Genomic DNA, 19,990 nt, shown 5'->3' with positions numbered 1-19,990 from the left:
GTCAGCGCACCTTCTCGTGGGTGGAATGGATGTCCGCGTACTCGGTGCGGACGGTCGGCTTGGCGATCTTGCCGCTCGGCAGCCGCGGCAGGGGCTCGTCCCGGACCACGACGTAGCGCGGCACCTTGTAGTCGGCCATCTTCCGGTTGCACTCCGCGATGATCGTGGCCTCGTCGAGTCCCTCGCCCCAGACGATCGCGGCCGGTGTCTCGCCGAACCGCTCGTCCTTCGCCGCGATCACCGAGACCTCCTTCACCCCGGGGATCGCGGCGATCACCGCCTCCAGCTCGAACGGCGAGACGTTGATGCCGCCGGTGATGATCAGGTCCTTGAGCCGGTCGACGAAGGTCAGCCGGCCCTGCTCGTCGCGCTGTCCCAGGTCGCCGCCGTGCAGCCACCCGTCCCGGAGCGCCCGGGCGGTGTTGTCCGGGTCGTTCCAGTACCCGGGGGTGACGCCCGGGCCCCGCATCAGGATCTCGCCGTTCTCACCCGGCTCGCACTCGGTGCCGTCCGGCCGCACGACCTTGATGTCGGTGAAGATGCTGCCGCTGCCGCACTTGTCGGGGTGGTCACCCGCCTCCTCCGGCCAGGTGGCGGTCGCCACGCCACCGACCTCGGTCATGCCGTAGATCTGGCGCAGCACCACGTCCTTGGCCGAGTAGGCCTCCAGGAGCGGGACGGGGACGGCCGCACCACCCACGATGGCGCAGTCGAGGCTGCTCAGGTCGGCCCCGGCGAACTCCGGTGCCGACGCGAGCGCCTGGAAGATCAGCGGCACACCGAACATCACGGTGATGCGGTGCTTCTCGATCAGCTGCACCGCCCGCGACGGGTTCATCTCGCGCTCGGCGACGAGCGTCCCGCCGAGCACACCCGTCATCACCAGGCCGTAGACCAGGCCCGGGGTGAAGGCCAGCGGCAGCAGGAGCAGCGTGCGGGCTCCGGGCCGCATCCCGGGATCGGTCAGCGTGTTCTCGAAGACGATGTCGAGCAGCGTCCGGTTCGTGCAGATGACGCCCTTGGACAGCCCGGTCGATCCGCTGGTGAACAGGATCGCCACGGTGTCCGAGGGCCCGCGGTCGATGCGGAAGTCCTCCCGCTCCCCCGCGCGCAGGCCCCTGATCTCCTCGAAGCCGATCCGGGTGTGCCGGTGCCCGAGCTCGCCGACCTGCCGGAGGGTCTCCTCGTACGGCTCGGCCGCCAGGACCACCTCGGCCCCGGAGTCGCCCAGCACCTTCTGCAGCTCGCCCGCGACCAGGCGCGAGTTCAGGGGCACGAGCACGGCGCCCGCCTTGATGACGCCCCACGCCGCGGCGACCCACTCGACGCTGTTGACACCCATCAGGCCGACCCTGTCGCCCGGTTCCACGCCCCGGTCGACGAGCGTGCGGGCGATCCGGCCGGACCAGTCCTGCAGCTCGCGGTAGGTCGCGGCGTCGTCCGCCACGACGACGGCGTGCTGGTCCGGCTTGCGACGGGCCCACCAGTGCAGGGCAGATGCGATCGACGTCGCCATGACTCTCCTTCTCGCGCCACGATGCGCGGCCGGTTCCCACCGGGCCGGCTGTCCGTTCCCACTGCTCCACCCGGCCGCCACCGCGGCCGGGTCCTCCTGTGTCAGGCGGACGCGACGACGCGCCCGGCGAGACGGCCGAGCACGTCCTCCGCCTCGGCCACGATGCGGTGCAACAGCTCCGCCACCGTCGGGATGTCGTCGATCAGTCCCTGGCACTGGCCGACGGTCCAGATGCCGGCGTCCAGGTCCCCGGTCTCGAACACCGACCGGCCGCGGACACCGGCCACCAGCTCCCGGACGTCGGCGAACCCGCCACCGTCGTCGAGGATCCGCACGACGTCGGCGCTGACCGTGTTGCTCGCGACCCGCGCGGTGTTGCGCAGCGGCCGGAAGATCAGCTCGGTGGCGCGCTCGTCGGCGTCGACGATGGCCTGCTTGACGCGGTCGTGGATCGGCGCCTCGACCGTGCACATGAACCGGGTGCCCATGTTGATGCCGTCGGCGCCCAGGGCCAGGGCGGCGGCGAGGCCGCGGCCGTCGGCGAAGCCGCCGGAGGCCACCACCGGGATCGACAGGCGGGCCGTCGCCGCCGGGATGAGCACGAGCCCGGCGACGTCGTCCTCGCCGGGATGACCGGCGCACTCGAAGCCGTCGATGCTGACACCGTCCACCCCGACCCGCTCCGCCTTCAGCGCGTGCCGGACGCTGGTGCACTTGTGCAGCACCTTCACGCCGTGCTCGTGGAACAGCGGCAGGTGCGGCTCCGGGTTCGAGCCCGCCGTCTCCACGACCGGGATGCCCGCCTCGACGATGACCCGCCGGTACTCGTCGTAGGGCGGCGGCTCGATCGAGGGGAGGATCGTCAGGTTCACACCGAACGGCTTGTCGGTCAGCTCACGGCACCGGGCGATCTCCCGGGCCAGATCCTCGGGCGTCGGCTGGGTGAGCGCGGTGAGGAAGCCCAGCCCGCCCGCCTCGGCGACGGCCGCGACGAGCTCGGCCCGCCCCACCCACTGCATCCCGCCCTGCACCACCGGGTGCTCGACCCCGAACACCTCGGTGAACCTCGTGCGCAGCGGCATGTCTCTCCTCTCGTGTCTGTGGCCGAACGGGTCAGAGCCGCTCGGTGAACCGGGCGTCACGCTTCTCGCGGAACGCTCCGAACGCCTCCTCGACGTCCTCGCCGCGCAGCGTGATCGCCTGGGCGGCGGCCTCCGCGTCGAGTGCCTCGGGGAGGCTGCGCCCGGCTCCGTCGGCGAGCAGGCGTTTCGTCAGTGCCATCGCCACCGCCGGGCCGTCGGCGAGCCTCCCGGTGAGCTCGTCGACGGTCGCGTCGAGCTCGTCCACCGGGACCGACCGGTTGACCAGCCCGATCTCGACGGCCCGGCTCGCGGGCAGGACCTCACCGAGCAGGCAGAGCTCCTTGGCCCGGTGCATGCCGATCAGCCGGGGAAGCACCCACGACCCACCGAAGTCCACGGCCAGGCCGCGCCGGACGAACACCTCGGAGAAGCGGGCACGGTCGGAGGCGACGACCAGGTCGCAGCCCAGCGCGAGGTTCAGCCCCGCCCCGACGGCGACGCCGTCGACGCGGGCGACGGTGGGCGTCGCCATCCGGTGCAGGGCGAGCGCGGCCCGGTTGGTCCGGTTCATCGAGCCCAGCGGGTGCCTGTCCCCGTCCACGGCCGACAGGTCGGCCCCGGAGCAGAAGTCCTCCCCGCGCCCGGTCACGACGACGACCCGGACCTCCGGGTCGTCGTCGAGCTCGGGGAACACGCGGGACAGCTCGGCCAGCATTGCGCCGGTCAGTGCGTTGCGCCGGCCGGGGTTCGACAGCTCCACCGTCGCGACCGGGCCGTCGCGCCGGACGGTCACCTCCGGCTCCGCCACGGCGGTCACGCGAAGTCGACCACTCCGCGGAGGTTCACGCCGGCGTGCATGTCCGCATACCCCTGGTTGATCTCCTCCAGCTTGTACCTGCGGGTCACCAGCTCGTCGAGCCGCAGGTAGCCCTGCCGGTACATCTCCAGGAAGTAGGGCACGTCCCGGGTCGGCGAGGACATCCCGAACAGCGCGCCCTGGATCCGCTTCTGGTACATGGCGAGCTCCATGAGGTTCACCGGGATACCGGTCGCGGCGAAGTTCGCCACCGCCGTCAGGACGACGATGCCGTCCTTCCGGATCGAGGCGAACGCCTCGGCCACGTGGTCACCGGTGGCGACACCGACGCAGACGATCGCCGAGTCGGCCCCCTGGCCGTTGGTCAGCTCGCGAGCGAGCTCGGTCGCCTCCGCCATGGTGGCCACGGCATCGGTGGCGCCGAGCTTCAGTGCGCTCTGCTGCTTGAAGGCCACCGGGTCCACCGCGATGACGCGGAGCGCACCGGCGTGCTTCGCACCCTGCACGGCGTTGATCCCGATACCGCCGACGCCCATGACGATCACGACGTGACCCGGCCGCACCTGACCGGCGTTGACCGCCGACCCCCACCCGGTGGGGACACCGCAGCCGACGAGCGCCGCGGACTCGAGGGGGATGCTCTTGTCGATCTTGATGGCGCCCCACTCGGGCAGGACGCTGTACTCGGAGAAGGTCGAGACCAACGAGCACTGGGCGACATCGGTGTCGCCGTGGTGGAGCCGGAACGTCCCGTCGAGCTGGGTGCCGGTCATCATGAAGGCGCCGTTGTCGCAGAGGTTCTGCTTGCCCTCGGCGCACCAGCGGCACCGGCCGCATCCCGGGATGAAGCTGGCCACGATGTGGTCGCCGACCTCGAGACCGCGGACCCCGGGCCCGACCTTCTCCACGACACCGGCGCCCTCGTGCCCACCGCAGTACGGGTAGTGCGCGGACGGTACGTCGCCCTTGGTCAGGTGATCGTCGGAGTGGCAGAGACCGGACGACACGTACCGGACCAGGATCTCGTGGTCCTTGGGCTCGTCGACGTCGATCTCGACGACGTCCCACTCGCCCGGGGCCTCCCACAGGACAGCTGCCCTCGACTTCATCGTCTTGTTCCTCTCGGGGAAGGGGAGTGATGGCTCGGTCGTACGACCGTCGGGTCGTGCCCGTCGACGGGGAACGACGGTCGACCCGAAGCGCTCGTCAGCCTAATGTTCGTAGATATACGCGTCAATACGTTCCGGCCCAGATGTCTCACGAGCGATCACCTGTACTGCTGAGCTGCAGCTCAGTGGCCACCTCGACCGTTTCTCCGCAACATATGTAAAGGTTTGTCTCATGAACGATCCACGACCTCCGGGCCCGGACGCCCCCGCTCCCGGCACCCCGCTCCTCGACCTGTTCCGGCTGCGGGGCAAGGTCGCCGTCGTGACCGGCGCCAGCTCGGGCCTCGGCGCCGGCTTCGCCGCCGCACTCGCCGAGGCCGGCGCGGACGTGGTCCTGGCCGCCCGCCGCGCCGACCGGCTCGCCGGGACCGGACGGGCCGTGGCGGAACGGGGGCGGAGCTGGCACGCGGTGGAGGCCGACGTCGCCGTCCCGGAGGACTGCGACCGCGTCGCGGCCGCGGCGATGGACCGGTACGGCCGCATCGACGTCCTCGTGAACAACGCCGGGATCAGCACCGTCGTCCCCGCACTGCGCGAGGCCCCCGCGGACTTCCGGCGCGTTCTCGACGTCAACCTCTCCGGGGCGTACTGGATGGCCCAGTCGTGCGCGCGGCGGATGGAGCCCGGCTCGTCGGTGGTCAACGTGTCCAGCGTGCTGGGACTGATCGCCTCGGCCCTGCCGCAGGCGGCCTACTCGGCGAGCAAGGCCGGGCTGATCGGACTCACGAGGGACCTCTCCCGGCAGTGGTCCGGTCGTCGCGGGATCCGCGTCAACGCCCTGGCTCCGGGCTTCGTGCGGACGGAGATGACCCAGGAGATGCCGGACGAGACGCTGGCCGGGTTCCTGGCCACCACCTCGCTCGGCAGGCTCGGCACCCAGCGCGAGCTGGACGCGGCGCTGCTGTTCCTCGCTACGCCCGCCTCGGGCTACGTCACCGGCGCCACGATCGCGGTCGACGGCGGGATGAGCGGCCACTGACCACGTGCCGGGTGGGGACGCCCGGTCGCGCCCGGCGTCCCCACCCCGGCATCAGACCGGGTCGAGCGCCGTCACCAGCCAGCGGTCGCCGTCGCGCTCCATGGTCACCAGGACCCGGGATCCGGACAGGGTGGGCTGCTGCTGCCCCGCACGGGTCGAGGTCTGGTTCAGGAACATCGTCAGCCGGACCCGGTCCGACGACGCCGGCTCACCGACCCCGGCCGCGGCGACCGACGTCTGGGTGACGAGCTGGTCCCGGTCCGACGCCGGGATGACGATGTCACGGACGAGACCCTGGTAGTCGTCCTTGAACCGGCCGCCGACCTGACCGAGCCGTGCGTCCAGGTCGTTCTTGATGCTGCGGTGGTCGTAGGACAGGAGGTTCGGGACGGCCTCCTTCGCGACGGCGAGCGCCTCGTCCCGTGCCGCCGCGGCCTGGGTCGCCCGCACCTGCAGCACCGAGAAGGTGACGGCCACCGCCACCAGCGCGACGGCCGCGACGGCCAGGACCCTCGTCGCCGTGCGGGGGCGGGTCCGATACCAGGTCGTGACCGCCCGCGTACCGCGGACCGGCAGCGCGGCCAGAGCCCTCGCCCCGCGGCCGACGGATCGCACCGCGCGCCTCACGGGACGAACTCCACCCGCGCGACCAGCCATTCACCGTTCTTCTTCTGCAACTCGGTCACCATCCGGTAGAAGCGCGACTCCCCCGCGGGGACGCTCTGGTTGTGCACGGTCGCCTTCACCGCGACGATCGCGCGGGCGGTGTCACCGTCGATGTTCTCCAGACCGGCTCCCGTCACCTCGCCCTGCGTGGCGACCTTCGACTCCTTCACCAGGCTGATGTAGGAGTCCAGGTTCTGGGCGAACAGGCCCCCGAAGTCCCCGGTCGCTCCGTCGAGGACCCGGCGGACGTCCTGCTCCGCGGTCTCGTAGTTGATCGAGGTCAGCTCGACGGCAGCCGCCTGTGCCTTCTCCAGCGCGGCCGCGCGGTCGGCCTCCGCCGCCCGTCCGCCGTTCCACCAGACCCCGCAGACCACGGCCGCGACGAGGGCCAGGGCGAACCCCACGAGCACCGCCCGCCGGACGGCGGGACGCGGCCCGTCCTCCCCCGGCCGGACGTCGGCCGGGTGGTCGCCCTCGGTCCCGGCGTCGACGGGTGCGGCCGCAGGGAGCCCGGCCTCTCCCGCCCCGGACGCCGGGCCGGGGGCCTCGTCCGCGGCGCCTGCAGGCTCCGCGGCGCGCGTCGTCGACCCCGTGCCGGGCGCCGGGGCGTCCGGGGTCGTGTCGTTCTCGTCCGGAGGCGTCGTCGCCCCTCGGCCGAGGGAAAAGGTTCTCACCACGTCAGCTCCTCGCATCGGCGGCGTCGGATCGTCCCGCCCCGGGGGGTGGGCGGAACGCGGGGGTCGCCGGCGCCGGTCGGAGGTGCCCGCCCGGGCGGGCACCGGCAGCGGGACGGTCGGGTAACGGCCGTCACAGCTGGTCGATCGTGACACATCACTGAATTTGTATCGCTCGCGGGGTACTCCCCCGCTGTCTCCGCAGTTCAGGACGGTGCCCCTGCGGGTGACGGAGTCATGAGCCCTTCCAGCGTCATGCGCTCCGACGGGGTGGCAGGCGAGCTCACGGCTCCGATCCCGCCCAGCGGCTCGAACGCCGGCTGGTTGTTCAGCGGGGTCTCGGGCCGGAGGGTCAGGCGGCCTGCCGCGGTCGGGCTGAAGCCGGACCCACGGCACTCGAAGATGGTCGCGGCACGCCGGCCGGGAGGTGATCCCGGCTCGAAGCAGGGCAGGTTGCGCGCGCTGCGGGCGAGGGTCGGGTCGTCCTGGGGCAGCTTGCAGTAGCTGTTCGCCGGCAACGGCACGTCCCCGGTCTCCATCGCGTTGCGCGGTCCGCCCGGCTGCCCGGCGGGGATCCACCCCTCGACGCAGTTGGGCTGGTTGACGTTGGTCTCCAGGTTGAACCGGAAGATCCCCGGCTCGCTCTCCGGAGCGACGACCAGCGAGGCCGCCGTGAACATCGGGTAGACGACCAGGATCTGCTCGATGGGCGCGTGGTAGGCCTCGGCGAGGCGGGTCAGCACCTCGGTGGTGCTGAGCAACGGCGGCGTGCTGCGACCGAGGTCGGTCAGGAGCGAGTCGGCCTGCTGGGCCGCACGGTTGCCGTCGGTCAGGACCGACCGCAGCGCGGGGTCGCTCTCCCGCAGCTGTCCGGTGAACGACGCCAGGTTGCGGCCCCAGTTCCGGATCGAGTCGCTGGTGGCCAGCTGCGGGTCGGCGAACCCCTCGAAGTCGTTGATCAGACCTTCGGTGGCGGCGAAGTTCCGCTCCTCGCCCGCCTCGCCGACCAGGCTGCCGGTGTTGTCGATGAGCCGGCCGAGGTCCGGGCCCAGGTCCCGGAACGCGTCGGCGAACTCGGTCAGCACCGTGGTGAAGTTCTGCTGGTCGACCGAGGTCAGCAGGTTGTCGGTGCCCTGCAGGACCTGTGCGGTGGGGGTCGGGATCGAGGTGAGCGCCAGGGGGACGTGGTCGCCGTCGGCCATCGGGGCGGCCGCCGGGTCCTGGGGCACGAAGTCGACGAACTGCTCGCCGATCGCGGAGACGCTGTGGACCTCGGCCCGGCTGCCGGTCGGCGGCAGGTGGTCCTTGTCGAGGGTCATCCGGATCCGCACGCCCTCGGGGTCGAGGTCGACGTCGGTCACCGTCCCGACGGTCACGCCGCGATAGGTCACGTTCGCGTTCGGGTACAGGCCGCCGGCGGCCGGCAGGGTCGCGGTGACCGCGATCCGGCCGATGCCGAGCACCTGCGGTACCCGCACGTAGTAGAAGACGATCAGCAGTGTGGCGATGAGCGTCAGCACCGCGAAGATCGCGATCTGCACCTTGACGTACCGGGTGATCACGTCAGTTGCCTCCCGTCAGGCCGTCGAGCAGGCCACCGCGCGGCGCCTCCGTGGGTCGTTCCTGTTCCTGCCGCTCGCGCTCGGTCTGCTCCGGCGGCGCCGGGCGTTCGAGCGTTCCGGACGGCGGACCGGGCGGGGGCTGGTTCGGGACGGCTCCGTCGAGCAGGTCCAGGCCGGGCTCGCCGACCGGCGCACCCGGTTCCTGCGGGAGCACCGGGGCGGTCAGCGGGTTCGCCGCCTCCAGCGCGTTCCCGCCCGCCTTCATGATCTCCTGGAGCCGGATCAGCTGGCCCTGCGCCGGTGTGCCGGTCAGGAAGTTCTGGTCGAGCGTCCCCAGCGTCAGGTCCAGGGTGAGCCAGAAGTTGATGTAGTCGCCCTGGAAGGTCTCCCCGAAGTTGCGCAGCGGGAAGATGATCGTGCCCAGCAGGCCCAGCGAGTCGGTCAGCGACCTGTCCGCGTCGGCGAGGCCCTTCAGGGCCGGGGTCAGGTTGTCGAGGTTCTTCGCGAGGTTGTCCGAGCTCTCGGCGACGACGGCGTCGGTCGCCTTCCCGAACTCGCCCAGTGACACGAGGCTGTCGGTGAGGTTCTCCCGCTCCCGGTTCAGGACGGTCAGCGCGGGCGGGATCGACTGCAGTGCTCCGTCGATCTTCGAGTCCTGCTCGGCGAACCGGGCCGCGAGCCGGTCGATGCCGTCGATGGCGCGGGTGATGTCCTGCTTCTGGTCGTCGAGGCCGCGGCTGAAGGTCTCGAGCTCGGTCAGCAGGCTGCGGAAGTCGTCGGTCCGGCCACCGAGGGCCTTGTTGAGCTCCCGGGTGATCGTCTTGATGTTCTGCAGGTTGCCGCCGTTGAGCAGGGTGGCGACCGAGGCGAGGATCTCCTCGGTCTCCGGGTACTTGCCGGCCCGGTCCAGACCGATCCGGGCGCCGTCGGAGAGCCGACCGGCCGGCGGTTCGTCGGTCGGCCGGGTCAGCTCGACGAACTTCGCGCCGAGCAGCGAGGTCTGACCGATCTTCGCCCGGACGTTGGCGGGGAGCTCCACGTCGGGGTCGAGGGTCACGGTGACCACGGCGTTCCAGCCGTCGAGCCGTACGTCGGAGATGTTGCCGACGGGCTGGTCCCCCACCCGTACCGGGTTGTTCGGCACGAGGTCGGCGACGTTCGTCATCTCGATCTGCACGGTGTAGGCGCCGTCGCCGACGCCCGGGACGCCGGGCAGGGTGAAGTCGTTGAGCCCGCGGTAGTCGCACGCGGTCAGCGACAGCGTGCAGGACAGCAGCGCGGCGATCGCCGCAACGCGTCTGGTCCGTCGCATCAGTTGCCTCCCTGGGGCACGAGCAGGCCACCGAGGCCGGGGGCGTCGACGTCCGGCGGGGCCTCGGGCCCCGGGGTCGGCTGGCGGTACGGCGCGTCACGGGACGGCCGGTTGTCGGTCGGCCCGCCGGCACCGGGGACCGCGATCGGGCTGATGCCGATCGGCGGCTGCTGGATCCGCAGCAGGTTGAACAGCGGACCGAGGTTGCTCTTGCAGTAGTCGATGCCCTGGATCGGGTCCTGGCTCGCCGCGGTGAAGGCCGAGCAGACGAAGTCCGCCGGGGTGTTGAGGTTGTCCACGACGAGCTTCCCGGACAGCGCGTGGGTCCGCGGGGACACAATGTTGAACAGGTTCATCAGCGTGCTCGGGCCGACGTGCAGGATCGTCGCGAGGTCGTCACGGGAGTTGGCCAGGGTCCGGGTCAGGTCCCCGATCTGCGTGACGGAGTCGTTCAGCACGGGGCCGTTGTCGGCCACGAACTCGTCGACGGACTTCGCCGCGCGCGAGATGCCGTCCAGCGCCGCCGACAGCTCGTCCTCGTTGTCGGTGAGGACCCCGGACACGGTGTCCAGACGCTGGTTGAACTCGACGATCTGACCGTCGACCTGCTTGAGCGCGGTGACGAAGGCCTGCAGGTTGCGCACGGTCCCGAACAGGTCGCCCCGGCCCTCCGAGAGGGTCTCCACCGCGGCCGAGGCCTGGCGGATCATCTCGTTGAACTTCGCGCCCTGGTGCCCCGCGGCGTTCGCCGCAGCGGTGTCGAGGAACCGGGACAGTGCCCCGTTCTGGTTCATGCGATCGGGACCGAGCGCGGTGCTGAGCTCGTCGAGCTCCTTCTTGAGGTCGTCGAACTCCAGCGGCGACGCGGTGCGCTCCAGCGGGATCTCCCCGCCGTCGGCCATCGTGGGGCCACCGGTGTAGGCGGGGGCGAGCTGCAGGAACCGCGTCGCGACCAGGGTCGGCGAGACGATCGCCGCCTTCACCTCGGCGGGCAGCTCGTACTTGGAGTCGTAGGAGAACTCCATCCGCACCTTGTCACCGGACGGCTCGATGGAGGTCACCTTGCCGACGTCGACGCCCTGGATCTTGACGCGGTCGTTCGGGTAGATGTTCTTGACCGAGGTGAAGTAGGCGACGCCGGTCTTGGACTGGTTGAACAGGACGACCGCCGCGGCCACCGCGACCACGGCCACCAGGCCGGCGGCGAGTGCCCGGTAGAGGATCGATCCGGTCTTCGGTCGGGCCATCAGTTGCCTCCGGCGCCGATGAGGCCGCCGACGGACGGCAGCGTGGGGGCGGCGCCCTCGAGGGGCGTCGTGGGAACGGCGAGGCTGGGCACGAAGTCGGCCGCCGGGAACAGCGTCGGCGCGGCGTTGCCGAGGTCGCCGTGTCCGGCGAAGTACGGCCCGCCGGCCAGCCCCTCACCGAGGCCGGTGATGAAGCTGGACACCCGCTGGATCGCGGACACGATGTTGCCCTCGTTGCGTTTGAGGATCGTGAGGACCCCGTTGAGCTCGTTCAGCGCCGGCGCGAGGCGGCCGCGCTGGTCGTCGACGAGGCCGACGATCTGGTCGGTGGCCCGGCGGGTGGTGACCAGCAGCTCGCCGATCACCTCCCGCCGCGCCTCCAGCTCCCCGAGCAGCTTGTTGCCGTCGATCAGCAGGGTGCTGAGCTTGGCCGTCTGGCGGTTCAGCACGCCGGTGACGCTCTCGGCGCGCTTCAGCAGGTCCCCGATCGCGGCGTCGCGGCTCGCGATGGTGCGCGAGATCCGGGTGATGCCCTCGAACGCGGGCCCGATGTCGTCGGGAGTGTTCGCGAACGCCTCGCTGAAGGTGTCGAGCGCCTGACCGACCTGCCGCATGTCGATCTCGCCGGTCCGGCGGGTGAGGTCCTCGATCCCCTGGGTGATGCTGTAGGGGGCGACGGTCCGCTCCAGCGGGATGACGTCGTCGGGCAGCGGCGCCCGCCCGTCCGGGCGGATCTCCAGGTTGCGCTCCCCGAGCAGGGTCTGGGTGCCGATCGTCGCGGAGGTCAGGTCGTTCAGCACGACGTTCTTGGCCGTGAAGTCGACGACGACGTCGGCACCGTCCAGGTCGACGCCGGTGACCGTGCCGATCTCGGTGCCGGCGACCCGCACGGTGTTGCCCGCCTTCAGCCCGCCTGCCTCGGTGAACCGGGCCTGGTAGTGCTTGCCCGAGAACACCTCGAGGTCGGCGAGCTGGAACGAGGCGACCAGCAGCACGACGAGGATCGCCAGGCCCGCGATCGCGATGGTGACCGGGTTCTTCTCCCGGAATCGCAGCTTCATCGGCCACCCCCGGAGGTGTCGTCGGTGCGGAGGATCTGGTCGGGGACCTGTCCCTGGTCCGCGGCGTCCTGCTGCGGGATCGGGTTCGCCTCGCGCTGCTCGGGGGTCTCCAGCGGGGAGTTGCCGAACTTGCAGCGGTCGACGTTGTCGGCCGGGCCGAGCCACGGCGAGTAGACGGGGTCACCGGTCGGGCCGGTCGTCTTCACCCGCAGCGAGCAGATGAACAGGTTGTAGGTCGCGCCGCGGGAGCCCAGCCGGCTGACCCGCAGGTACGCGCCCGGCAGCAGCGCCAGGTTCTCGTCGATGGCGGCCTCGCCGGCCTTCGCCTGCTTCGACACCCGGTCGAGCTGGTCGACGGTGCCCTTCAGCGGCCCGCGGACCTTGCCCAGCAGCTGGTCGACGCTGGTGGTCAGCCGGTTGACCCCCTCCAGCGAGTTGCCGATCCGCTCCCGGTCACCGGCGAGCCCGGTGGTGAGCCTCTGGAGCTCCGAGATCGTCGACTCCAGCTCGGGGGCGCGCCGGTCGAGCGTGCCCAGCACGGTGTTCAGGTTGGTGATCACCGTGCCGATCACCGCGTCCTTGTCGGCGAGGGTGTTGGTCAGCGAGCCGATCCGTGCCAGCAGGGACTCGATCGTCCCGCCCTGCCCCTGGAACACCGAGATCACGTCCGAGCTCAGCTGGTTGATCTGGTCGGGGGCCAGGCCCTCGAACAGCGGCGAGAACCCGGCGAGCAGCACGTCGAGGTCGAGGGCGGGCCTGGTCTGTGCGACGGGGATGACCGCGCCCTCGGGCAGCACCCCGGTGGCCGCGGGGCCGCGGGCGACCTCGAGGTACCGGTCTCCGGTGATGTTGAGGTAGCGGACCGCGAGGTGGGTGTCGGTCGGCAGGTCGCGGCCGGCGTCGACGGTGAAGCTCACCTGCCCGAGCGTGTTGTCGACGACCTCGACGTCGGAGACCGTCCCGACCTCGACACCCGCGATGCGGACCGAGTCACCGGACTTGATCCCCGAGGTGTCGGTGAAGACGCCGGAGTAGCTGCGCTGGTCGCCGAACCCCGCCCCGCCGGCACCCATCTGGATGCTGACGATGACCAGGACGAACATCGTGACGACCACGAACACCGTCGTCTTGACCAGCGGCCCGGTGATGTTCTGGGCCTTGGAGACCTCGCTCATCGGCCGCCCTCCCCACCGAACAGGCCACCGAACAGACCGCCGCCGTCGTCCGCGGGTGCGGTCGGCGGAGCCGTCTCGGCACCGGGGGCGAGCGGTGCGGGTGCCGTCGGGCCGGCCGGGGCCGGGGCACCCGGCTGACCGGGCGCACCGGGCTGACCGGGAACCGGGGCGACCTGGGCGCCCGGGAGCCCGAGCTCCTGACCGGCACCGGCGAACGGACCGAACAGCTGGGTGACCAGCGGCGGGTTCCCGATGCGCAGGGTGTTGTCGCCGTCGGGGTTGGGCTCGCCGCCCTTGTCCACGTTCTTCATGAGGGACTCCGGGAACACCGACCCGTCGAGGTCCGGCATGCCGTGGCAGTCCGGGCCGTTGTCGGCACCGACGACGGGTGGGCTCGTGTAGGGGCTGTCTCCCGGCTGCAGGGTCACGAGGCCGACGAAGCCCGGGACCGTGTTGCCCTGCTGCTGCTCGAGCTGCCGGCGGGACTTGTCCAGCCCCTTCAGCCAGCAGGCGAACATCGGGGAGTAGTCGTGGAGCAGCTGTGTGGTGGGCAGCGCGGTCTGCGTGACGTTCCGGATCCCGTCGCGGTTCTGCAGGAAGAAGGTCTCGCCGGTGCGGGAGACCTTCGAGATCTGGAACAGGAAGCTCTCGAGGTCGGCCTGCTGCTCGACGATCGTCCGGCTCGTCACCGCGCCGTTGTCGAGGATCGTCGCCAGGTCACCGGCGACGTCGCCGTAGAGGTTGGTGAGGTCGGCTCCCTTGCGGAAGTCGGTCTGCAGCTGCGGCAGGTTCGCGTTGAACCGCTTGAGGTAGGCGGCGAGCTGCTGGGCGGTCGCACCGACCTCGTCGCCGCGCCCGTCGAGCGCGGTCGCCAGGTTACCGATGACCTCGCTGACCTCGCGCGGCTCGAGCGTGTCGAGGATCCTGTCCAGCGAGTCGAACAGGGTGTTGACCTCGACGGTCACCGAGCCGGTGTCGATCCGGTCGCCCGCGGCCAGCATGCGTCCGTTCGGCGCGGCCGGCATCGCGAGCTGGACGGTCTTGGCACCGAACGCCGTCAGCTGGTCGAGGGAGACACGGACGTCGGCGGGCACCTGACCGATCCGGTCGGAGTCCATGTCCAGGACGATGTCCACGGCGCCGCGGTCGCCGTCGGCCAGTGAGACCGACCCGACCTTGCCGACGTCGACGCCCTTGAGCTGGACGCGGTTGCCGGGGTACATCTGCAGCCCGGACCGGTCGGCACGCAGGGTGACGGGCACGGTGGAGGCGAAGGCGTTCAGGTACATCGCCGAGCAGAGGCCCAGGAACCCGAGGACGATCCCGATCAGGATCAGCGCGTAGACGCGGTACTTGAACCGCGTGAAGAAGGAGTCGTTCACCTGGTCATCCCGTGATGCGGAAGGCGTCGGAGTCGGCGTAGAGCGCCATCGAGATCGCCAGCTCGGCGGCCAGCACGGCGATCAGCGACGTGCGGACGGCCTTGCCGACGGCGAGGCCGACACCGGCCGGCCCGCCCGTCGCGGTGTAGCCGTAGTAGGTGTGGATCGAGATCACGACCACCGCGATCCCGATCGCCTGGGCGAAGGAGTAGAGGACGTCCTCCCACTGCATGAACGTCTGCATGTAGTGGTCGAACGTGCCCTCGGAGAGCCCGAAGAAGCCGACCTGGGTCGTCTTCCACCCGACCCACGCACCCACCATCGCCATCGCGAAGATCGGGATGATCGTGATCATCCCCGCGACGAGCCGGGTGGTGACCAGGTACGGGAGGGAGCGGACGCCCATCACCTCGAGCGCGTCGATCTCCTCCGAGACCCGCATGGCCCCGAGCTGGGCGGTGAAGCCGCTCCCCACGGTGGCCGCCAGCGCCGCCCCCGCGATGATCGGCACGAGCAGGCGCGGGTTGATGATCGCCGAGGCGAAGCCGCCGAGGGCCTCGAGCTGCAGGTTGGACAGGGCGTCGTAGCTCTGGAGGCCACCGGTCACACCGGCGAACAGCGTGATGAAGAACGTGATCACCGAGGACCCGCCGATGACGGCGAGCGCGCCGGTGCTCATGCCGACCTCGGCGATGAGCCGGACCTGCTCGGTCTTGTAGCTCTTGACGGCCTTGGGGATCCAGATGACGCCCTTGCCGTAGAACTCGGCCTGCCGGCCGAGGTCGTCGAGCAGCCGGAGCGGCGCTCCGAGGGCGTTGCGGACAGCGGAGAGCACGGACAACGTCGTCACACCAGCCCGAGCGAGTAGGGGATCTGCGTCAGCAGGATGTTGATCGGGAACAGCGCGAGGAACGTGTAGACGACCGTCTCGTTCACCGCGTTGCCGACGCCGCGGGGACCCGCCTTGCAGGTCATGCCGCGGTAGCAGCCGATGAGGGCGCCGACGACACCGAAGACGACCGCCCGGAGCTCACCGTGGACGAGGTCGTCGAACCCGACGAGCAGCGTCAGGGAGTCGATGTACTGCCCCGGGCTGGCGTCCTGCAGGTACACGGCGAAGAAGTAGCCGCCGGCGAGACCGATCAGGATCATCACGCCGTTCAGCAGGAAGGCGTTGACGGCGGTCGCGAGGACGCGCGGGACGACCAGCCGCTGGACGACGTCGATGCCCAGCACCTCCATCGCGTCGAGCTCCTCCCGGATCCGGCGGGCGCCGATGTCGGCGCAGATCGCGGTGGAGCTCGCGCCCGCGATGATGAACGTCGTCGCGACCGGGCCGATCTGCGTGACCGTGGCGAACGCCGAGCCCGACCCGCTGAGGTCGATCGCGCCGATCTCGACGAGGACCAGGTTGAACTGGAAGGTCACCAGCGCGACGAACGGGATGCCCAACAGGATCGCGGGCCCCAGGGAGACGCTGGCGACGAACCAGGTCTGCTGGACGAACTCCCGCCATTGGAACGGCCGCTTGAACATGGCGACGAAGGTGTCGGCGGTGAACGCGAAGAACGTGCCGAGCGGCGCGACCGTCCGCGCCACGACCGGAGGCGTACCCATCACGCCTCCCGGTCCGGCACGGCGGCGGTGCAGGTCACAACATCGGGCTGCATCGGGGCCTCTGCTCTGAGACGACGGGGGAACACCGGCCCTCCGGTCGACGGCGGGTTCCGGTGCCAGGCCAACGAGCTACGCGTTGACAAGTTTCGTCTTTCGTCTCATGGTTAACCCGAACGGACTACCGGAGCCCGTCGCGATCACCCGATCGTGACCCGTTCGGAGAGACACTCGACGCTAGATGTCTCGTTGTCTCAGTATCGAGCCCTCCGGGACGGCCGGGGCAGCGACACGAGGAGGTGCGCCGTGAAGGGCGTTGAGGTCAAGGTCGAGAACCTGTCGAAGTCCTTCGGCAGGGCCAACATCTGGTCGGACGTGACACTGACGCTCCCTCCCGGTGAGGTCTCCGTTCTGCTCGGCCCCTCGGGAACGGGCAAGTCGGTGTTCCTCAAGACCCTGATCGGGCTCCTGAAGCCCGAGCAGGGGTCCATCGTGATCCACGACACCGACCTCGTCCGGTGCAACGAGTCGAAGCTTTACGAGATCCGCAAGTTGTTCGGCGTGCTGTTCCAGGACGGCGCCCTGTTCGGGTCCATGAACCTCTACGACAACATCGCCTTCCCGCTGCGGGAGCACACCTCGAAGACCGAGTCGCAGATCAACGACATCGTCTTCGAGAAGATGGATCTCGTCGGGCTGCGCGGTGACGAGGGCAAGCTGCCCGGGGAGATCTCCGGCGGGATGCGCAAGCGCGCGGGCCTGGCCCGGGCGCTGGTGCTCGATCCGGAGATCATCCTGTTCGACGAACCGGACTCGGGGCTCGACCCGGTGCGCACCGCCTACCTGAACCAGCTGATCATCGACCTCAACGCCCAGACCGACTCGACCTTCCTGATCGTCACCCACGACATCAACACCGCCCAGACGATCCCGGACAACATCGGCCTGCTGTACCGCAAGCACCTGGCGATGTTCGGGCCCCGGGAGCAGCTGCTCACCTCCGAGGAGCCGGTGGTGGCCCAGTTCCTCAACGGGCGTCGCCAGGGACCGATCGGGATGTCCGAGGAGAAGGACGCCGCCCAGGCCGAGCGCGAGATGGCCGAGTCCGGCGGGCTCGCGGGGCTCCCCCCGCTCAAGCCCCAGCTGCAGGCCTCCCCCGGGATGCCCGAGCGGCGCGCGGTGGCGCGACGCCAGGAGCGGGTCCGCACGATGATGCACACCCTCCCGCCGGCCGCCCAGGAGGCGATCCGCGCGAACATGGACGGGGACAGGGTTCCGGCGGGAGCCGGAGCGGGCCGACACGGCCTGGTCGACGGCCCGGCCACGGCCGAGATCCCGCGCGTCCGGTGAGACCCGGTGGCGGCGGCCGCCCGGGAGGCGCCCGCCGCCGCCACCGCGCAAGGATGGACTCGGAAATCTAAAGGCCATAGGCTCGGGGCATGTCTGCCGGCCGGAGGACGAGACCGCTGCCGATCCCGGGGCCCGGGCGGGACGTGCTCCGGGGCTGTCCCCTCTGCGAGGCCATGTGTGGTCTCACCGTCACCCTCGACGCCGCGGACCATGTCGTCGCGGTCAGGGGCGACCCCGAGGACGTCTACAGCAAGGGCTACCTGTGCCCCAAGGGCGCCTCACTCGGTGCCGTCGACGACGACCCGGACCGCCTGACGCGGCCCCTGGTCCGGCGCGACGGGGAGCTCCGTCCGGCGACCTGGGACGAGGCGTTCGCCGAGGTCGACCGGCTGCTGGGCCCCCTGCTGGCCGAGGACCGGAACACCGTCGCCGTGTACACCGGGAACCCCACCGGGCACAACGTCGCCTTCACCCTGCTGGCCGGGCGCCTCGCCCGTTCCCTCGGGACGGTGCAGAGCTACTCCCCGGCGACGATGGACCAGCTCCCGCAGACCGTCACCGCTGCGGTCCTGTTCGGCGAGCCGACCAGCACTCCCGTGCCCGACCTCGACGCCACGGACCTGCTGGTGATCGTCGGCGGGAACCCCCTGGTGTCCAACGGGAGCGTCGGGGCCGCTCCGGACTACCGCGGCCGCATCCGCGCGCTGCGGGCCCGGGGTGGGCGGGTCGTCGTGGTCGACCCGGCCCGGACGGCGACCGCGGCCGCGGCCGACCTGCACCTGCGGATCCGTCCCGGCACCGACCTGTTCCTGCTGCTCGGGCTGCTGCACGTGGTCCTCACGGAGGGTCGCGTCCGGCCGGGGGCCGCGCAGGGCAGGGTGTCGGGTCTCGACGAGCTCGCCGGACTGGTCGCCCGCTGGACCCCGGACGAGACCGCGCGGGCCACCGGGATCGCCCCGGACACCGTCGTCGAGCTGGCACGCGACATCGCCGGCACCGACCGCGCCGCGCTGTACGGCCGGCTCGGCACCACGCTGAACCGGAACGGCACGCTCACCTGCTGGGCGCTGCAGGTCCTCAACGTGGTGTGCGGGAACCTCGACCGCCCGGGCGGCATGCTGTTCAGCCGGCCGGTCACCGGCTCCCCGACCACCCGCCGGCCCTCCGGCCCGCCGCGTCCGTTCACCACCGGACGCCACCACACCCGGGTCGGCGGCCATCCCGAGGTGCTCGGTGAGTTCCCGGTGGCGGCGCTGGCCGAGGAGATCCGCGCACCCGGTCCGGGGCGGGTACGCGGGCTCGTCGTCTACGGCGGCAACCTGGCCCGGTCGCTGCCGGACTCGTCGTCGGTGCAGCAGGCGCTCACCGAGCTCGACGCGATGATCTGCGTCGACCCCTACCTGAACGAGACCACCCGCCACGCCGACGTCGTCCTCCCCCCGCCCGGTTCGCTCAGCCGCGACCACTTCGACCTGGTCCTCTACCAGTTCGCCCAGCGCAACTTCGTCCGCTTCTCACCGCCGGCCCGGCCCGTGCCGGACGGGATGCTCTCCGAGTGGGAGATCCTGCTGCGGCTGTGTGCGGTGTACGAGGGCCGCGGCCCGGACGCCGATCCCGGCGAGATCGACGACGAGATCGCGGCGAGCCTGCGCAGCTCGGTCGCCCGCGGTCTCGACATCCCCGTGGACGAGGTCGTCACCGGATTCCCGGGCCGGGGGCCGCGCAGGCTGATCGACCTGCGCATCCGCTCCGGCCCCTACGGCGACCACTTCGGCCGGTCCCCCGGCGGTCTGACCCTCGCCCGGGTGCTCGACTCCCCGCACGGGATCGACCTCGGCGGGCACGTCCCCCGCCTCGACGAGGTGATCCGCACCCCGTCGGGGACGATCGAGCTCGTCGCACCACGGATCCGGGACGCGCTGGCCGAGGCGGAACCGCCGGTCGCCGAGCCGGGCACGCTCTCGCTCATCGGCCGGCGCGACCTGCGCTCCAAGAACTCCTGGCTGCACAACGTCGACCGGCTCGCCGCGGGACCCGAACGGGGACTGCTCTACCTCTCCCCCGCCGACGCCCGCGACCACGACGTCGACGACGGCGGGACCGTCGCGGTGTCCTCGTCGGTGGGGCGGATCGAGGTCATGGTCCGGGTGACCGACGAGGTGGCGCCGGGAGTCTGCTCGCTGGCCCACGGCTGGGGTCACGACGACGCCCACGCCCGCCTGCGGGTCGCCGCCCGCCGGCCCGGGGTCAACAGCAACACCCTGACCGACGGCACGGTGCTGGACCCCCTGTCCGGCACCGTCCAGATGAACGCGATCCCGGTGCGGATCGCACCGGTCGCACGGTCGGTCTGACCGGTCGTGGTCGTTGTGGGCCGTGCCACC

The 19,990-nt window shown here is 71.1% G+C and carries 17 protein-coding genes; 3 read left to right on the top strand and 14 right to left on the bottom strand.

What is annotated here, in order from left to right; translation table 11 throughout:
* Position 1: 1 nt before the first annotated feature.
* The 4 genes from DMP17_RS30145 to DMP17_RS30130 all read right to left on the bottom strand — a co-directional run bounded on the left by DMP17_RS30145 (position 2) and on the right by DMP17_RS30130 (position 4,524).
* Positions 2-1,516: a class I adenylate-forming enzyme family protein gene (locus DMP17_RS30145; RefSeq protein ID WP_337831281.1), complete on the bottom strand. Its 1,515-nt coding sequence runs from the start codon at positions 1,514-1,516 to the stop codon at positions 2-4.
* 101 nt (positions 1,517-1,617) lie between these two features.
* Complete coding sequence (locus DMP17_RS30140; protein WP_226356770.1) at positions 1,618-2,598, bottom strand: NAD(P)H-dependent flavin oxidoreductase; 981 nt, start codon at positions 2,596-2,598, stop codon at positions 1,618-1,620.
* A gap of 31 nt (positions 2,599-2,629) precedes the next feature.
* Positions 2,630-3,415: an enoyl-CoA hydratase/isomerase family protein gene (locus tag DMP17_RS30135; protein WP_337831280.1), complete on the bottom strand. Its 786-nt coding sequence runs from the start codon at positions 3,413-3,415 to the stop codon at positions 2,630-2,632.
* Entirely contained in the window at positions 3,412-4,524 is a 1,113-nt protein-coding gene (locus DMP17_RS30130) for an NDMA-dependent alcohol dehydrogenase (protein ID WP_226356768.1), read from the bottom strand. Before DMP17_RS30130 ends, DMP17_RS30135 begins: the two co-directional genes overlap by 4 nt.
* Positions 4,525-4,756: 232 nt before the next feature.
* Here DMP17_RS30130 and DMP17_RS30125 point away from each other — a divergent pair, with 232 nt between their 5' ends.
* On the top strand, positions 4,757-5,563 hold the full coding sequence (locus DMP17_RS30125; protein WP_226356767.1) for an SDR family NAD(P)-dependent oxidoreductase: 807 nt from the start codon (positions 4,757-4,759) through the stop codon (positions 5,561-5,563).
* A gap of 51 nt (positions 5,564-5,614) precedes the next feature.
* Here DMP17_RS30125 and DMP17_RS30120 read toward each other — a convergent pair whose 3' ends face one another.
* The 10 genes from DMP17_RS30120 to DMP17_RS30075 all read right to left on the bottom strand — a co-directional run bounded on the left by DMP17_RS30120 (position 5,615) and on the right by DMP17_RS30075 (position 16,259).
* On the bottom strand, positions 5,615-6,178 hold the full coding sequence (locus DMP17_RS30120) for a hypothetical protein (RefSeq protein ID WP_226356766.1): 564 nt from the start codon (positions 6,176-6,178) through the stop codon (positions 5,615-5,617).
* Between the two features lie 8 nt (positions 6,179-6,186).
* Positions 6,187-6,903 carry a hypothetical protein gene (locus DMP17_RS30115; RefSeq protein ID WP_337831279.1) on the bottom strand — a complete coding sequence of 239 codons (717 nt, stop codon included), beginning with the start codon at positions 6,901-6,903 and terminating at the stop codon, positions 6,187-6,189.
* A 206-nt stretch (positions 6,904-7,109) separates the two neighbouring features.
* A complete protein-coding gene (locus tag DMP17_RS30110) occupies positions 7,110-8,465 on the bottom strand; it encodes an MlaD family protein (RefSeq protein ID WP_337831278.1) in 1,356 nt (451 codons plus the stop codon).
* A gap of 1 nt (position 8,466) precedes the next feature.
* The gene (locus DMP17_RS30105) at positions 8,467-9,777 is read right to left on the bottom strand and encodes an MCE family protein (RefSeq protein WP_226356763.1); all 1,311 of its coding nucleotides are present in this window, start codon (positions 9,775-9,777) and stop codon (positions 8,467-8,469) included.
* Positions 9,777-11,024 (bottom strand): MCE family protein, encoded by a 1,248-nt coding sequence (locus tag DMP17_RS30100; RefSeq protein ID WP_226356762.1) that lies wholly within the window; start codon positions 11,022-11,024, stop codon positions 9,777-9,779. The genes DMP17_RS30105 and DMP17_RS30100 overlap by 1 nt, the downstream gene beginning before the upstream one ends.
* The gene (locus DMP17_RS30095) at positions 11,024-12,085 is read right to left on the bottom strand and encodes an MCE family protein (protein ID WP_226356761.1); all 1,062 of its coding nucleotides are present in this window, start codon (positions 12,083-12,085) and stop codon (positions 11,024-11,026) included. Before DMP17_RS30095 ends, DMP17_RS30100 begins: the two co-directional genes overlap by 1 nt.
* Positions 12,082-13,260, bottom strand: a complete 1,179-nt coding sequence (locus tag DMP17_RS30090) for an MCE family protein (protein WP_226365400.1) — start codon at positions 13,258-13,260, stop codon at positions 12,082-12,084. The genes DMP17_RS30095 and DMP17_RS30090 overlap by 4 nt, the downstream gene beginning before the upstream one ends.
* A complete protein-coding gene (locus DMP17_RS30085) occupies positions 13,257-14,642 on the bottom strand; it encodes an MCE family protein (RefSeq protein ID WP_337831277.1) in 1,386 nt (461 codons plus the stop codon). Before DMP17_RS30085 ends, DMP17_RS30090 begins: the two co-directional genes overlap by 4 nt.
* A 4-nt stretch (positions 14,643-14,646) precedes the next feature.
* The gene (locus DMP17_RS30080) at positions 14,647-15,477 is read right to left on the bottom strand and encodes an MlaE family ABC transporter permease (RefSeq protein ID WP_226356758.1); all 831 of its coding nucleotides are present in this window, start codon (positions 15,475-15,477) and stop codon (positions 14,647-14,649) included.
* 11 nt (positions 15,478-15,488) lie between these two features.
* On the bottom strand, positions 15,489-16,259 hold the full coding sequence (locus DMP17_RS30075) for an MlaE family ABC transporter permease (protein ID WP_226356757.1): 771 nt from the start codon (positions 16,257-16,259) through the stop codon (positions 15,489-15,491).
* 303 nt (positions 16,260-16,562) lie between these two features.
* On the opposite strand from DMP17_RS30075, the gene DMP17_RS30070 reads away from it, so the two are divergent.
* On the top strand, positions 16,563-17,606 hold the full coding sequence (locus DMP17_RS30070; protein WP_226356756.1) for an ABC transporter ATP-binding protein: 1,044 nt from the start codon (positions 16,563-16,565) through the stop codon (positions 17,604-17,606).
* A 143-nt stretch (positions 17,607-17,749) separates the two neighbouring features.
* Complete coding sequence (locus DMP17_RS30065; protein WP_337832749.1) at positions 17,750-19,960, top strand: molybdopterin-dependent oxidoreductase; 2,211 nt, start codon at positions 17,750-17,752, stop codon at positions 19,958-19,960.
* The last annotated feature ends 30 nt before the right edge of the window (positions 19,961-19,990 follow it).

It is taken from the genome of Pseudonocardia sp. TMWB2A, assembly GCF_017312135.1.
Note: the sequence above shows the minus strand (reverse complement) of the source record. Positions and strands in the feature narration are given on the sequence as shown.

Excerpts from the sequence above, each read along its gene's own strand:
- DMP17_RS30075 (WP_226356757.1), bottom strand. The coding sequence starts at position 16,259 with ATGGGTACGCCTCCGGTCGTGGCGCGGACGGTCGCGCCGCTCGGCACG.
- DMP17_RS30095 (WP_226356761.1), bottom strand. The coding sequence starts at position 12,085 with ATGAAGCTGCGATTCCGGGAGAAGAACCCGGTCACCATCGCGATCGCG.
- DMP17_RS30090 (WP_226365400.1), bottom strand. The coding sequence starts at position 13,260 with ATGAGCGAGGTCTCCAAGGCCCAGAACATCACCGGGCCGCTGGTCAAG.
- DMP17_RS30125 (WP_226356767.1), top strand. The coding sequence starts at position 4,757 with ATGAACGATCCACGACCTCCGGGCCCGGACGCCCCCGCTCCCGGCACC.
- DMP17_RS30140 (WP_226356770.1), bottom strand. The coding sequence starts at position 2,598 with ATGCCGCTGCGCACGAGGTTCACCGAGGTGTTCGGGGTCGAGCACCCG.
- DMP17_RS30130 (WP_226356768.1), bottom strand. The coding sequence starts at position 4,524 with ATGAAGTCGAGGGCAGCTGTCCTGTGGGAGGCCCCGGGCGAGTGGGAC.
- DMP17_RS30145 (WP_337831281.1), bottom strand. The coding sequence starts at position 1,516 with ATGGCGACGTCGATCGCATCTGCCCTGCACTGGTGGGCCCGTCGCAAG.
- DMP17_RS30105 (WP_226356763.1), bottom strand. The coding sequence starts at position 9,777 with ATGCGACGGACCAGACGCGTTGCGGCGATCGCCGCGCTGCTGTCCTGC.
- DMP17_RS30100 (WP_226356762.1), bottom strand. The coding sequence starts at position 11,024 with ATGGCCCGACCGAAGACCGGATCGATCCTCTACCGGGCACTCGCCGCC.